Annotated in this window: 14 protein-coding genes; 5 read left to right on the forward strand and 9 right to left on the reverse strand. The window is 53.5% G+C overall.

Annotated features, from left to right (window positions below; all coding sequences use genetic code 11):
• Nucleotides 1-42: 42 nt before the first annotated feature.
• Nucleotides 43-1,617: a PucR family transcriptional regulator gene (locus IEY53_RS13845; RefSeq protein ID WP_189025795.1), complete on the reverse strand. Its 1,575-nt coding sequence runs from the start codon at nt 1,615-1,617 to the stop codon at nt 43-45.
• A gap of 230 nt (nt 1,618-1,847) precedes the next feature.
• Between IEY53_RS13845 and IEY53_RS13850 the strand changes: the two genes are divergently transcribed.
• Nucleotides 1,848-2,231, forward strand: a complete 384-nt coding sequence (locus IEY53_RS13850) for a RidA family protein (protein ID WP_189025797.1) — start codon at nt 1,848-1,850, stop codon at nt 2,229-2,231.
• A gap of 680 nt (nt 2,232-2,911) precedes the next feature.
• On the opposite strand, the gene IEY53_RS13855 is transcribed toward IEY53_RS13850, so the two are convergent.
• Nucleotides 2,912-4,096: an amidase gene (locus IEY53_RS13855; protein WP_189025798.1), complete on the reverse strand. Its 1,185-nt coding sequence runs from the start codon at nt 4,094-4,096 to the stop codon at nt 2,912-2,914.
• Nucleotides 4,097-4,142: 46 nt separating this feature from the next.
• Nucleotides 4,143-5,702: a gamma-glutamyltransferase gene (gene ggt / locus IEY53_RS13860; protein WP_189025800.1), complete on the reverse strand. Its 1,560-nt coding sequence runs from the start codon at nt 5,700-5,702 to the stop codon at nt 4,143-4,145.
• A 248-nt stretch (nt 5,703-5,950) separates the two neighbouring features.
• On the opposite strand from ggt, the gene chrB reads away from it, so the two are divergent.
• Together chrB and chrA are read left to right on the forward strand one after the other, a co-directional pair.
• Entirely contained in the window at nt 5,951-6,505 is a 555-nt protein-coding gene (gene chrB / locus IEY53_RS13865) for a chromate efflux transporter ChrB (protein ID WP_189026028.1), read from the forward strand.
• Nucleotides 6,505-7,044 carry a chromate efflux transporter ChrA gene (gene chrA, locus IEY53_RS13870; RefSeq protein WP_189025802.1) on the forward strand — a complete coding sequence of 180 codons (540 nt, stop codon included), beginning with the start codon at nt 6,505-6,507 and terminating at the stop codon, nt 7,042-7,044. The genes chrB and chrA overlap by 1 nt, the downstream gene beginning before the upstream one ends.
• 428 nt (nt 7,045-7,472) lie before the next feature.
• Here the strand turns inward: chrA and IEY53_RS13875 are convergent, their stop codons facing one another.
• The gene (locus tag IEY53_RS13875; protein WP_189025804.1) at nt 7,473-7,850 is read right to left on the reverse strand and encodes a PH domain-containing protein; all 378 of its coding nucleotides are present in this window, start codon (nt 7,848-7,850) and stop codon (nt 7,473-7,475) included.
• A gap of 449 nt (nt 7,851-8,299) precedes the next feature.
• On the opposite strand from IEY53_RS13875, the gene abc-f reads away from it, so the two are divergent.
• Both abc-f and IEY53_RS13885 read left to right on the forward strand, forming a co-directional pair.
• A complete protein-coding gene (gene abc-f / locus IEY53_RS13880; RefSeq protein WP_189025806.1) occupies nt 8,300-10,267 on the forward strand; it encodes a ribosomal protection-like ABC-F family protein in 1,968 nt (655 codons plus the stop codon).
• Between the two features lie 41 nt (nt 10,268-10,308).
• Complete coding sequence (locus tag IEY53_RS13885; RefSeq protein WP_189025808.1) at nt 10,309-10,785, forward strand: ASCH domain-containing protein; 477 nt, start codon at nt 10,309-10,311, stop codon at nt 10,783-10,785.
• Nucleotides 10,786-10,911: 126 nt separating this feature from the next.
• Here the strand turns inward: IEY53_RS13885 and IEY53_RS13890 are convergent, their stop codons facing one another.
• The 5 genes from IEY53_RS13890 to IEY53_RS13910 form a co-directional block, all read right to left on the reverse strand.
• The gene (locus tag IEY53_RS13890; RefSeq protein ID WP_189026051.1) at nt 10,912-11,064 is read right to left on the reverse strand and encodes a hypothetical protein; all 153 of its coding nucleotides are present in this window, start codon (nt 11,062-11,064) and stop codon (nt 10,912-10,914) included.
• A gap of 204 nt (nt 11,065-11,268) precedes the next feature.
• Nucleotides 11,269-11,886, reverse strand: a complete 618-nt coding sequence (locus tag IEY53_RS13895; protein ID WP_189025810.1) for an NUDIX hydrolase — start codon at nt 11,884-11,886, stop codon at nt 11,269-11,271.
• Between the two features lie 40 nt (nt 11,887-11,926).
• Complete coding sequence (locus tag IEY53_RS13900; protein WP_189025812.1) at nt 11,927-12,880, reverse strand: TRM11 family SAM-dependent methyltransferase; 954 nt, start codon at nt 12,878-12,880, stop codon at nt 11,927-11,929.
• Between the two features lie 13 nt (nt 12,881-12,893).
• A complete protein-coding gene (locus IEY53_RS13905) occupies nt 12,894-13,292 on the reverse strand; it encodes a winged helix-turn-helix transcriptional regulator (protein WP_229696143.1) in 399 nt (132 codons plus the stop codon).
• A gap of 109 nt (nt 13,293-13,401) precedes the next feature.
• Nucleotides 13,402-14,901, reverse strand: coding sequence for a serine hydrolase domain-containing protein (locus tag IEY53_RS13910; RefSeq protein ID WP_189025814.1), 1,500 nt, complete (start codon nt 14,899-14,901; stop codon nt 13,402-13,404).
• Nucleotides 14,902-15,043: the final 142 nt, after the last annotated feature.

Below are 15,043 nucleotides of genomic sequence, written 5' to 3' on the forward strand. Positions count from 1 at the left end.
AAAAGCTGCCTATTTAATATATGCCCGTGTAATCCGGGCACGTTAATCCCGGCCCAGCATTCTGCGGAACATGAAGACCAGCTTCATCCTCATCAGATCATTGATTTTTTTGAAGTCCACCTCCAACAGCTCGCTTAGCTTATCGATCCGGTAGGTCGCGGTATTGCGGTGGATAAACAGTTTTTTGGCGGTTTCGTTGACATGGCCGTCATTCTCCAGATAAACCTCCAGCGTATGCAGCATTTCTTTCACATATTCCGGCTCCCGGCTGAGCAGCCCGCGCAGACTGTTATTCACATACTTCTCCATCACAGCCGCCGGGATCTGTCCGAACAGGAGATTCAGCTCAAGCTGGCGGTAATGCACCACATTCCCGAACCTTCCCCATTGCTGCGCCATCCCCATACATTCCTTGATCTCGGCAAAAGCCTCCCTCAGCCCTTCAGGCTTCGCTTGGCAGCTGCTGACCGCAGCAAACGGGGTGAATCCTCTGTTCAGCTTCAGGCGGTGAACACATTCGCCGACACTGTCCCGGAATTGTTCCTGAGTATGCCGGTCACCAGGATACAGGGACAGCAGCCCCTCAGCAACGATAAGGTGGATGCCTGACAATTCCCGCAGTAACGTATGGGAGGCGTACTCTTCTTTGCAGCGGAGCAGCTCGCTTTGCCGCCCTTCCCCGGCGGCCGCCACGTCTGTCAGCATCAGCTGAAACGGTGACTTCAGCAGTTCTATCCCCAGCTTGTCGGCAGCCTGTGCCAGTTCACTGCAAGTGAGGCTTCCGCCCAGATAATGCCGCAGCAGCGCGCTGAATTCCCGGTGCTCAGCTTGCTCCAAATAATCATGCGCACCCGTGCGGATATGATACGAAATCAGCTCGGCCCCTTGAACGAATAAACTTTCTTCCACAGGCAGGAGCAGCGGATCAATGGAACAATATAAAAGATATCCGGAGCACTCTCCCCCTTGCTGAAGCGGAATCCGGTAGCCCGATTTGTCGCCGATCCGCAGGCGCTGGTTGCGGGATGGCCAGGGCCAGCCCTCCAGCAGCTGCGGATCTGCATACTCTGAATTATTGTATATAACAGAGCCATGGGTGCTGATTACGGCAAGAGGATGCCCAATCACATTGGATACAGAATCGAACAGCGGAAGACCGTGCTGCGAATGGAGCGCTAGTCGCATTAGCTCCCTCTGTTTCTCCAGCATGCTCTGCAGGACACTGGTGCTGCGCGTAAGCTCAGCGCGGAACAACCCATTCATCTGATCAGAAAAGGTAAACTGAAACGGCAGCTCTATCAGCGGAAAATTCAGCATTTCCGCTTCGGCGACCAGCTTCTCGGGCACCGCATCCCAGAATCGCCCCAGCTTAATGCCAAGACCGGCCGATCCTCTGCGGTTCAGGGTTTGCAGCAAAGCGGAGGCCTCTTCGGGATTGTCTTTGATCAGATATGCCGTAGTCAGCAGCATCTCCCCTTCCTTGATCCAATCCGAGATATCCGGGGCATCCATGACATTAATGGATTTGACGATCCGGTGTTTGCCTTTGGAACCGGCAATCAGCCGGGCTTCCGATAAAGGATAAATGGACAACGCCTCTTCAACCGTCAGATGCATGTAAGCCACCCCTCCATTATATGGGACTTGTAAACTTCCCAACGTTCTATAATGTTACTTTATGTAACATTATAGATAAAATGAACAGGATTGAAAAGAGAAAATGTGATTCACAATAATTAATGTTAATTTAAATAACATATAAATAACATGAATTACCACTCTCCCTCTCTATCTAAGGATCAGGTATACTTGAAAAGTTGTTTCATACAGCTGAGGAGGAGATTATTTTGCTAAGAAAAAAAGTGTTTACCGGCTCTCCCTGGGAGTCACGTGTTGGTTATTGCCGCGCCCTGCGAATCGGCAGCCGGATCGAAGTGGCAGGGACCACAGCGATGAAAGACGGTAACGTGGTCGGCACAGGAAATCCTTACGAACAAACCAGGTTCATTCTGCAGACCATCGAACAGGCACTGCATGAGCTGGATGCCGGATTGTCCCACGTAATCCGAACCCGGATGTTTGTAACCGACATTTCCCAGTGGGAAGAAATCGGCAGAGCGCATGGTGAATTCTTTAAAGACATCCATCCGGTCGCCACCATGGTCGAGGTTAAAGCGCTGATTGACCCGGAGCTGCTGGTTGAGATCGAGGTGGAGGCTTACGTCGAGTAGGCCGGGCCGGATTGGATCGGATCGGATCGGATCGGATCGGATCGGCAAATTCTAAGGCATTTTTGCCTCCCACGTGCCTCCTTCGGGCCGGATTGCCAGATTCTAAGGCATTTTTGCCTCTCATGTGCCTCCTTCGGGCCGGATCGGCAAATCCTAAGGCATTTTTGCCTCCCACGTGCCCCCTTCGGGCCGGATCGGCAAATCCTAAGGCATTTTTGCCTCCCACGTGCCTCCTTCGGGCTGGATTGGCAAATGCTAAGGCATTTTTGCCTCTCACGCGCCTCCTTCGGGCCGGATTGCCAGATTCTAAGGCATTTTTGCCTCTCATGTGCCTCCTTCGGGCTGGATTGGCAAATGCTAAGGCATTTTTGCCTTTCATCAGCTTCAACTTGCCGGGATTGCTCAAAGAGACGTTAAAGTTGTTTAGAGTCTGCCAGTTCAAAAGAATATCTCTCACTTTCAGTTCAGGCATTTCATTCTGCATACAAAAGAAACTCCCAACGCGCTCATTAACGCAGCCCGGGAGTTTCTTCGTCCAGAGATCATATGAGTAGTAAGGCTGTGTTATTCGCCTAAGTTGCTGATTAGTTAAAGTTGAACCCGGTATAGTGCAGCTGGACGTTATAGTTACGCCATACGTATGCTGTAATTCCCCTGTAATCCCCTGCAATATCGGCGTGTTATTGTAGCCACACTTTGCTGATCCAGGACAGCAGCCGCTGGTCCTGTCCGTACCCGCCGATCACGGACAGGCCAAGCGGCAGTCCGCCTGGGCCGGATACGGGCAGCGTAATCTGCGGCAGCCCGGCCAATCCGGCGATGCAGCTGAGTTTCATCGCCCCGCTGCGGTTCTGCTCCAGCTGCCGCAGATCCCCGCCGCGTTGCGGCGCAGGGCCCGGCACGGTCGGGAGGACGAGACAGCCGTCCTCTCCGAGCAGCAGGCGCAGCCGGGCGGCAATATCCCCGCGCAGAGCCTTCGCGTGGCTGTGGTCCTGCCCGGACAACATCGCTGCCCACGCGAAGCGGGCCGCAATATCCGGGCCAAAGACCGGCTGTTCCCGCTCGATCCATGGCCCATGCGTGGCCCAGATCTCAGCACCCTGCAGCTCGCGGAACACATCCATCCAGGCCGCCAGCCCCTCCGGCGCAAGCTCTGTTTCGGCGGAACGCTCCACGCTGCCCTGGATCCGCCGCAGTCCTTGCGCCAGGCTTGCCGCATACCCAGAACCAACAAGCGCCCAGCACTCCACCGGGATATACACCTGCGCCATCGCCTGCTGACGACTCCTCCGCCCGCTGCTTCCTGAACCCAGCAGCACCTCTCCGGCCTGCCGCAGCACCTCCGGGCGATCTGCGATCCACCCTACAGTATCGAAACCCGGCGCGAGCGGAATGACCCCTTCCATCGGCACCGTTCCATGTGTCGGGCGGAAGCCGTAGACCCCGCAGTACGCGGAAGGCACCCGGATCGAACCTCCCGTATCGGTGCCAAGCGCAAAGTCTACGCAGCCTGAAGCTACGGCCACGGCCGAACCGCTGGAGGAGCCGCCGGGGACGCGGCCTTCCGCACGCGGATTCTCCGGCGTCCCATAGTGAAAGTTCTCGCCGCCAAGACTGTACATCAGCTCATCCGTATGGGTTGCTCCCCGAAGGGAAGCTCCTGCCCGCAGCAGCTTGCTCACCGCAGCTGCATGCTTCTCTGCCGGAGGGTGGCTGCGCTGCCAGTACGGATTGCCGGCCGAAGAGCGGTGGCCGGCGACTGCGAATACATCCTTGACCGCAAAGCTCAGTCCGTCAAGTGTTCCATGCCCCTGCGCCGGAACATGAAGCTCCGGTGCAGCAAATGCCCCGTACCGATTATCCAAGACCATCCTCCCCTTTCTGTTCTCCGCCCTGTTCAAGAACCTCCTGTCACCATCCAATAGCTGCCCCGTCACAGCGCGGATCGGTCCCCCCGCTGCGGTAGCCGTTGTCATCGATGGATATGGCATGGGCATGACCCATAATGCCGTCATAGTCATCTACAACGCACACCCTATGTCCACCTTCTGCCAGCGCTGCCAGCACGCGGCCTTCCACCCGGCTCTCCACCTTCAGCTCCTGCGTAAGTTCCCCCCAGGTACGGCCCCATACAACACGCGGCGCCGCCACCGCCGCTTGCGGATTCATCCCGTAATGCAGCATCCGTGTCAGCAGCAGTGTTTGTGTCTGCGGCTGGCCTTCGCCGCCTTGGGTACCGTACAGATAGGCCGGCTTGCCATTGCGGAAGGCCATGGCCGGCATGAGTGTATGAAAGGTCCGCTTATGCGGCTCCAGTGTATTAATGTGGCCGGGATCAAGCGAAAAAAACGAACCTCTGTTTTGCAGCAGAATCCCCGTATTCCCCGCCACGATACCCGCCCCGAATTCGAAATAGAGGCTCTGGATAAAAGAAACGGAGTTGCCCTCCGCATCTACCACCGCCGCATAGGCCGTATCCCGGCCCATCGGCTCGCTGCCGAGCTCAGCCGCCCGTTGCATGGATATGGAGCCCGCCAGCTCTGCTGCATACTTCTTGCACAGCAGCCGTTCCAGCGGAATCGGGCTGAACTCGGGATCGGTCAAGACCTTATCGCGGTCACGGAAGCTCAGCTTTAGCGCCTCGACGAGCAGATGATAATACTCATAGGAGCCATCGGCAATGGTTCCAAAATCAAAATGCTCCAGAATGTTCAGACCCATCAGCGCGGCAAATCCCTGGGAATTCGGCGGCGCCTGGTATACGGTATGCCCGTGATATTCGGCAGCGAGCGGCTCGCTCCAGTTCCCCTGATGGGCAGCCAAATCCTCCGGCTGAAGATACCCTCCCGCCTCCTGCATATACTTACAGATCTCCCTGGCAATGGCCCCTTTATAAAAAGCATCCCGGCCACCGCCGGCCAGGCAGCGCAGCGTTGCCGAAAGCTGCTTCTGCACAAACCTCCCCCCGGCTGCGGGAAGGGTTCCGCCGGGGATATAAATCGCTGCCGCTTCCGCCGACAAGGCAGCTCCGGCGGCCAAAGTGTTGCTCCGCTGGTCGGAGGACAGCGGGAACCCTTCCGCCGCGTAGCCGATCGCCGGCTCCAGCACCTCGGCCAAGGTGAAGCGGCCATACTCCCGCAGTATCGCATCCCAGCTGTCTGCCATACCCGGCACCGTAATGGCGCTCCTGATCCCCCGCCGCGGAATCGCCGCTTCACCGGCATAGCTGGCCCGGCTGACAGCGTTGCCCGAACGGCCGCTGCCGTTGTAGGCCCGGACGCGCCCTTCGCCTGGGCTGTAGGTCAACCAAAAGGCATCGCCCCCAAGCCCTGTCATATGCGGATACACTACAGCCAGCGCAGCGCTGACTGCTACCGCAGCGTCAAAGGCATTGCCGCCGCGCTCCAGCATACGCGCCCCGGCAGCCGAAGCCAAATAATGGGGGCTGACGACCATGGTTTTTGTAGCCATTACCGGTTTTTCAGTCCTGCTGTCCACGGTCCACTTCCTTCCCCTCGTCGCTTTGATAAGTGTCATTTAACATTACACGAAAAACCCTTGTCAATCGCTTCGGGCAAAACACGGTTCCGGCACCTTCTTTTTGTGATTAACGCACAAAAAAATCCGCCTGGCCGCCCGTCCGGTGGATAGAGTCATACGAATTGTATAAAATGACTGTATAGAGGAGGTTTCACGTGAAAGCAATTTCTGGAGAATACATGCAATTAACCATAGCAATGTTCAGAACCGGCATTCTTGGTTACGGGGGAGGGCCGTCCGTAATTCCGCTCATCCGGCATGATGCGGTTACCCGGTACGCCTGGCTGAGCGATGATGAATTCGGCGAGACTCTAGCCATTGCCAATGCCTTGCCCGGACCGATCGCCACCAAAATGGCAGCTTATCTCGGCTATAAGCTGAAGGGGATCAGAGGCGCCGTCATATCCGTGCTCGCCCATATCTTGCCCAGCTGCATAGCAATGATTGTTCTGTTGTCTGCGGTGAATTATTTGAGCGGCTCCAAAGCGGTGGCCGGCATGATTGCGGCGGTATCGCCGGTGATTGCAGTGATGCTGGGGCTGATGGCTTACGAGTTTGCACAGAAGGCTTTTAAAGGCTTGGGGGCAATCATTGGCGTGGTTTCTTTGCTGCTGGCGCTGCTCCTGCTGGAGGTGCTGCAGCTACATCCGGCGGTGGTGATCCTGCTGTTTCTCGGTTACGGAACGGTACACTACAGGCTGCTTGCCAAAAAAAATAAAGGAGGGACCCCCTGATGGAGTGGCTGCAGCTGATTTACGGATTTTTTATGGCTAATCTGCTGGGTTACGGCGGCGGTCCCTCTTCGATTCCGTTGATGTATGAGGAGATAGTACCGCATTACGGCTGGCTAACAGATGAAGAGTTCTCGAATATGCTGGCCCTCGCCAACGCGCTCCCCGGTCCGATTGCCACCAAAATCGCCGCTTTTGTAGGCTATGATGTGTATGGCTGGGCGGGGCTGGCTGCGGCTCTGCTGGCTACCATTCTGCCTTCCGCAGCAGCGCTTATTGTTCTGCTTCGTGTGCTGCAAAAGCATAAGCAATCACCGGTTGTGAAGGGCATGACGCTGCTTGTTCAGCCGGTGATTGCGATAATGATGGTGACGCTCACCTGGAAAATGGCCAAAACTCCGGCGGAATCCATCGGCCTCTGGCAGACGCTGATTATTGCAGCAATCGCGTTATGGGCCATCCAGAAGCTGAAGCTGCATCCGGCGCTCGTTATCCTTGCCGCTTTTGTCTATGGTGGGCTGGTGCTCCCGTATACCATCTAGATAGTTAAGCACCAGCACTGCTGCATCTTATCAGTACTACAGTACCTAACCAGCACTGCAGTAAATCATCAGCATCGCGGTACCCATCAGCACCGCGGTACCTCATCAGCACTACGGCACCTAACCAGCACTACACGCCATTCCAGTGTATTTCGTGCAGCGAAATCGCTCTCTGATGGGCTCCAAAGCCCTTTCTGATGTATTTACTGCAGCGGAAATTTGAATAATAAGGGTTATTCAGCTTTTCCGGCTGTTCCTAATGCACAAAATGCAGTCAAATCGAAAATAGACGGCCTCTACTCGCTTTCTGATGTACAAAATGCAGTGAATAAACAAACTTTATCCTGAACACCCGGCACTGGCAGCGAACTATCAGCGAGCAATTCCCGACGATAGGAAGGCACCATCACACTATGTCTTTGAATAAGCTATTTCAGAATATATTGTGAAAGCACAGCCTGCACTTCATAAATGTTCACGCTTTTGTTAAAGGTCTTTTTGACCGGCAAGGTGCTGCTGGAAATATAGATGCACAGCTCCGCGTCCAGATCAAAGTGTCCCGCTGTTTCCACCGAATAATGCGTGATGCTTTTGTAAGGGATGGAGTGGTATTCCGTCTTTTTGCCGGTCAGCCCTTGTTTGTCCACGAGAATGAGCCGTTTGTCCGTAAAAATAAACATATCGCGGATCAGCTTGTAGGCCCGTTCGATTTTCTCCTGCGGAGCCAGAATCTGCGCATATTCGCGCTGTACTGCGGTCAGATCGACCTGTGATGCATTGCCCAGAAGACCGTCAAATAATGCCATAGGATGTCATCCTCTTTCTGCATCTTAATTTGGCGGACCTTCTCCGCCCTGAAACCATATTATTCTTATTATGATAGAATATGCAACGACAAATATGCAGCTGCAATCCGGGCTTGCAAATTACACGGAAATTAATTACAATGAGTTTAAATTTGTTGAAAAAGGAGGTGTGGTAGGAATGGATCATAATTGGACCAACAGTGTTATTAGTCGGCTGCCTATAGCTACAGCTGGCATTGTTCATGCCTATGGTGATAACGGGAGAAGTCTGTCCATTTCCATGAACTTAATAACACTACACAATTGTGAAATGTCTTTCCTGCCATCATCTTAGCGGATCTTGCTTCCTAAGAATGATAAGGCCGCGGGGAACTTTCCCTGCGGTCTTTTTTGTGCCCTTATACAGGGCTGTGGCGGCGTAAGGGCATTCCTATAAAAGGAGAATCCCTATGATTATTCAATGTCAAAATGTTCAAAAATACCACGGTGCCCAGCTCGTGCTGAATAATATTACCTTCGATATCCGCCAAGGCGAGAAAATCGGCCTGATCGGCCGCAACGGCTGCGGCAAAACGACCCTCTTCCATCTGCTTAGCGGCGGGGAACGCCCGGATCAGGGGCAAATCTCAATCCGCAAGGGCAGCGTTATCGGACTGCTGGCCCAAATTCAGGAAGCCGACGGGAATGAGACCGTTTACCACGTGCTGCAGCGCAGCTTCGCCGAAGTGCTGGCCTGGCAGAACCGTATGCGGGAACTGGAGCTGGAAATGGCAGCCACTGATGCAGGGACGGAAGATGCCCGCTGGAATCGGCTGCTCAAGGAGTACGGCAGCCTCCAGGAGCAATTTGAGCGGGCTGGAGGTTACGAGGTCGATGCCTCTATCCAGCGCATCGCCACAGGACTAGGCATCGGACCCGGGCAATATGACCGCCAGTTCGCCTCCCTCTCCGGCGGCGAAAAGACCAAGGTTGGCCTGGCCGAACTACTGCTGCGCCAGCCGGATGTGCTGCTGCTGGATGAGCCGACCAACCACCTCGATATGGACGCCATCGAGTGGCTGGAGCAGTTCCTGAAGGACTACGACGGAACGGTCCTTGCCATTTCCCATGACCGCTATTTCCTCGATGCTGTCGTGAAAAAGGTGATTGAGATCGAGGACGGCGAAGCCATTACGTTCCATACGAACTACAGCGGCTACCAGATCGAAAAAGAAAAGCGGCTGCTCCAGCAGTTCGCGGATTATCAGGAGCAGCAGAAGAAAATCAAGCAGATGCAGGAGAGCATCAAACGGCTGATCGAATGGGGCAACCGCTCCAATCCGCCGAACCCTTCCTTTCACCGCCGGGCCGCATCCATGCAGAAGGCGCTCGACCGCATGGTCAAGGTGAAGAAACCGATCCTGGAGCGCAAAGCGATTGATTTGCAGTTGGAACAGAATGACCGCTCCGGCAACCAGGCCGTCATTCTGGACCGGGTTGGCAAAGCCTATGGCGGGCGGAAGCTCTTCAGCGGGGCCAGCGATGTGCTGCGGTACGGGGAGACCACCGCCCTGATCGGCGGCAACGGTGCCGGGAAAAGCACACTGCTGCGCATCATTCTCGGGGAGGAATCTCCGGACAGCGGAAGCTGCACCCTGGGCTCGCGGGCCGTCATCGGCTACCTGGCCCAGGAGGCGGTGCCGGAGGATGCGGGACAATCTGTACTCCGCTTTTTCCGTGAGGAGGCAGGCCTGGAGGAAGGCGAGGCCCGGGGCCAGCTTGCCCGCTTTCTTTTCTACGGTCCCGACGTCTTCAAACGTGTTGCGAACCTCTCGGGCGGAGAATGGACCCGGCTGCGGTTCGCAATCCTGATGCACCGCCGCCCGAATCTGCTGATCCTCGATGAGCCGACCAACCATCTGGATATCGACTCCCGCGAGGCGCTGGAAGAAGCATTGGAGGACTATCCCGGAACGGTGCTGGCGGTATCGCATGACCGCTATTTCATTAACCGCTGCTTCGGCAAGCTGTGGTCCATCGAGAATGGCCGTTTCAGTGCCTTCACGGGCAATTACGAATATTACAAAGAAAAACAGGCCCAGAAAGCGGCTGCGCTCACAGGCAGCCTGGAGACCCAGACTGCCACTCCAAACACTGGCTCCACTCCCGCAAATCATAAAGCATCAGTACGTTCCGGGAGAGTTGATTCCGGGAAATCCGCCTCAGGCAGTACCCTGCCCTCCCGCTCCCCGTCCGATTGGGAGAAGGACATCGCGGAGGCCGAGGCTTTGCTCGCAGGGATCGATGCCGACATGCTTGAGCCGGCTCTGGGCAGCGACGCGGAAGGCCTGGCCCGGCTGCAGCTTGAGCGGGATGCGGCGCAGGCCCGGCTGGATGAGCTGTATGCCGGCTGGATGAGCGTGGCTGATGAACATTAAAGAGAACATTAAGAGGATCATAATAAGAAGGGGCGATTCCCATGACTAACTCCCCAGGCGTGGAGCTTTTTTGGAACGAATATTTGCAGGAACATCCGCTGGCCGCAGACACTTATGAGGTGTGGTCTTTCGGCGACAACGCGCCGATGGCGGATGAATTGCTGGAGCTTGTGCTTCAGGGCATCAAGACCGGAACAGCCTCCAATTACCAGTTGTACGAAGCCGAAGGTGCTGCCCTGCCGCAGGCCGGGGGACACAGCATTATTCTGGACAGCAAAGGGGAGCCGCAGGTGATTGTGGCAACAACCCGGGTTGAAGTTGTTCCTTTTGATGAAATAAGTGCTGAATTCGCTTATTCCGAAGGCGAGGGTGACCGTTCCTTGGAGTATTGGCGCCAGGAGCATGAGCGTTTCTTCACCAGAGAAGCCCGGGAGCTGCTGAACCAGCCGTTTGACCCGCAGATGAAGGTTGTCTGCGAGAATTTCAAAGTTGTATATCTGCCGTCCACACGCAAATAGCCCGCTCGTGCCGGATCGCCGCAGCCTTTCATAAATGCCCAAAAAGGCTGTTCTTCCACCGGAAGAGCAGCCTTTATATGTACTATCCTTATCTAAGGTTGCATAAAATTAGAGTTGTAGTCCTGCTTACCGCCAAAAACCCATAACCCAGCCAAATACTGAAATCCACAACGGGATGCTGATGAGGATGCCCCATACCAGCCCAGTGGCAATATTGCCCTCTGCAGGACGCACCACACTTTCCTGTTGCAATGGAAGTCTCAACTCTTCTTGTTCCATGCGATCCCCTCCTAAAATTCTTATCGACACAGTAGAGGAAAAAATGTAGACCGCCTGACCCAAAAAAACAAGTTTTTTTGGCTTAGGGTAGATATAAAGGCTCAGCGGCTCGGGATTGTAAGTGCTTTCATAATAGTTATTACCCCATGCTCCATGATTTCAAAACGTTTCAGGCAGAGAAGTCATATATTATATGCGAGGCATCTAGTCCAATATTACCGGAGCGTTCGGGTCCCGTAAAAATTGAAACATGGTGTTCAGCTGTTCCTTGGTGTTCCGTTCCTCTGACAGCTCGGGCAGTTTATCGAGGGCAAAAAAGGATACCCCGCTTGTTTCCACTCCTTCTACCGCTTCCCCGCCCACAATCCGGCACAGAATAAACAGCTTGTAGATATGGTACGGCTCAGGCGGATGATTATGGAATTTCTTGTCCAGTACGGCCAGCAGGCGCACTGCCTGGGTCTCAAATCCCGATTCTTCCCTGATTTCCTTCACCGCCACTTCACTTGGAGAGAGGCCAATATCGGCCCAGCCGCCCGGCAGAGCCCATTTGCCGTCCAGCTTCTCGCGGACCAGCAGAATATGCCCTTCCCGGAAGACCACACCGCGGATATCCACTTTGGGTGTGCAGTACCCTTCATCTCCGGCAAAAGCAAGCCGGATCTTCTCCTTGCTCTCGAACGAATAATTCGCCAGTATATCCACACTCAGCTCACGCAGCGCCTGATACCGTTCAATATCGTAGACATCCTTGGCGTAAGCAAGGCCTGTTTGCGCGATGGACTGGATTTCTTTGGCCCAAGATAACCATTTCTGTTCCATACAGTTACACCTCTTCCACCCCGCCGGGGAAGGCGGGCTATTATTGGCAAAGCATAATATGACGGGAGAAACCCGCTTTTTTGGCAATACAACGGTCTGTAATGGTAAATCCCGCTTCACTGATCATGGCATCCATCGCCTCAATCGCGACAATAACGGCCCGGTCGGCAATCCGGCGGGCATGTACCAGAATAGAGAACTGCTCCTCCGGCGTAATACTGGAATACAGATTATAGGGCATGTCCACAAAAGCTACATCATAATGCCCGCGGATATCGGCGATATCGCCGAGAGTCACTTCAGCCGCAAAACCAAAATGGGCAATATTGGTCCGTGCTCCGGTTGCAATCATCGGATTAATATCCCGGCCCACAATGTCGATGCCCATCGACAAAGCTTCCACCATAACCGTGCCTATTCCGCAGCAGGGATCAATCGCTCTGATGCCTTCAGGACGGGGAATGCCCATATTAACGGCGGCCCGGGCCACTCGTGTACTGAGGGCGATCGAGTAGCTGCGCGGTTTTTTCATATGACGGAACCAGTCCGCTTTGTTCTTGTGATAGTGCCCGAAGTACCAGCGGCCGCCGAGGGTCACAATCCCGTATACCAGCTGCGGATGGTTGACATCCGCTTCCCCTTCGATGTGCATGCCGATTTCCCGCTCGATCACTCTGCGTTCAGCATACTCTATTTTATCAGCGGCGGAGAGATCATTTGTTTTCACAAAAATAGCCTTAAACGACTTGCCCTCCACTTCCACCTGCTCCACCTGTGTATAGATCTCGGGCAGGCTGTCCCCCGCATACATCACGTCAATCCGCTCCTTGAGAAAAGGGCTGCGGCTGACATCTACAGCAATTCCGCTGGCAAAAATAGCCGGAGGCACCTCCATTCCGAACAGGCAGCGCAGCTCCATCCGGCACAGCGATTCTTCATCCGCCGAATAGGCGTAGGTGTATATATATGATGCCTTTCCACTTGCATTAGTCAATTCGTCCCATCCTCTATCCTTGTATATTCTCCTGCTGGCCGTCATAACTGCTCCGTGCCTCGACAATCTCCCCACGGTTGCTGTCCACCCAATCCACCAGAGTCTGCAGGGGCCCCAGCAGAGATAATCCCAGAGTCGTCAAGCCGTATTCTACTGTCAAAGGAACCGTAGGCGTCGCTTTGCGCCAAACCATGCCGTCCCGTTCCAGATGTCGCAGCGTCTGCGTGAGCATGCGCTGTGAAATCCCGCTGGAGCGTCTTTGCAGTTCCTTGAACCGCAGCTGGCCCGCCCCCAGATTCACAACAATCAGCATACTCCATTTATCCCCGACCCTGTCCAGAATCTGACGGGTGATCATGCAATCCTCCAGCAGGGGCAGCTCAGTCGTCCGCTCCGTTCCTGTGTTGTCCAAATGTGGTTACCTCCATGTAACTTGAGCATGTAATAGTGCCTTCTTGCCGCTTGAGCTTCCCCAGTCTATCATGGTTACTGATAGTAATCAACAACCGGGAGGGAACTGCCTATGATGAAGATATTTTCTCATGAATACCTGTCTTCAAACTACGGCCCAACCTCACCGCTTTGGCTGCCCCAATGCCAATGGACAAGATACTTAGGATAAAGGCAAGCTGTCCAAGCCCTGGCAGAAAAGAGAACACCACACTCCATGGAGCTACGTAATGACTCAAGCCATACAATATGACTACAGGAACCAAGACGTTGAATACAACCAAGAAAAGTGCAAAAGTGGTGACACGCAACGGGGTAAACTTCTTCCTATTGTTCCACCTAAACAACCTAAAGATCGATACTCCCAGTAAAATGACTGCTGCTGCACAAAGGAGATCTATGACAATATAGGTTCCGGTGATACTGCCAACATTATTGTTGGAGGGTTCCCGCCCGTTCATTATCTCTAGAATTCCGGATGCAATCTTGCCGAATTGAGCGCCCCTAACCAGATAGTCATGGGCATTAATCAATACAATAATGCCTGTATCCCCATCGAGTATCATATCGGAATGGAAGCTTTCAACATCACCCGCATGTTGAACGACGTTGTCTACGATCTCCCAGCCCATTCCATAAAAACCACCGATCGAAGGATCTTCAACCGCAGGCCGATGCATGATATTTATACTTTCAGCAGTAGCTACCGAGCGGTCTTGAAACTTACCTTTATTGATCTGAGCGTTCAAATAATTGGCCATATCTTCAGCACTTGAAATCAAATAAGCAGAAGGGAGCATCGACTGGTTCACAGTTTGAATCACAGGGCGCATAACGCCGAAAAAGGATTGATGTCCAACAGCCAGCCCGTTTTTTTGCGCTTCTGTTTTAGACGTATAACTATTTTTCATATCGAGTGGGTTAAAAACTTGGTTCTGTATGTAATCTGCATAAGACAAACCGGATACCGCCTCTATAATGCCGCCCAATAGGTCATAATTTAAATTCGAGTACTGATATGTACTTCCCACAGGCTCCGTTAGCGAGACGTCCTTCGAGTTTGTTATAAGCTCTGCAATCGTTGAGAATTTATTGCTAAAAGCAATTCTCCCCGCAGAAGTGGACAAACCACTGTTATGATTCAGCAGATGCTTAACCAGAATTGTCTCGCTGGCTTCCTTGTCGGCTAATTCAAATTTTGGTAAGTAGCGCTTCACAGGCGTTTCCAAATCGATTTTCCCCTGTTCAACCAACTGCATGATCGCCAGTGCTGTAAAGGATTTGCTGCTGGAACCCAGAACAAAAGGTGTCTGCGGTGTGATCGGCTGCTGATCATTCCCGGAAATCCCGTAACCCTTTAGATACACAGTTTCATTTCCCTTTACAACACCCACAGCAACTCCAGGAATTGAAAGCTTGTCCATCATAGATTCAACATACTCGTCTATTTCAAGAGCATTAGTGGAAGTCGAAGCCATTTTTGCTGCATGAGCCTCATCCGGTTGCATCACGTTTAACAAGCTTGCTGAGAACATGATCAGACAGATTGGCAAGATCAGAATTTTTTTCATACCTTGTGGGAGTTGCATTATACCTCTACCTCTTCCTTTAACTGAATTAAAGCACCGTAGAACTTTGAATTAAATTAAAGGTACCATGTCAACCATACAATAATATTTCACGAATCTTAACTTAAACTTAACAGCAAGGGGA

Origin of the sequence: Paenibacillus albidus (assembly GCF_014644435.1) — a bacterium.
In the GTDB taxonomy this organism is placed as follows: Bacteria; Bacillota; Bacilli; order Paenibacillales; family Paenibacillaceae; genus Paenibacillus_AQ; species Paenibacillus_AQ albidus.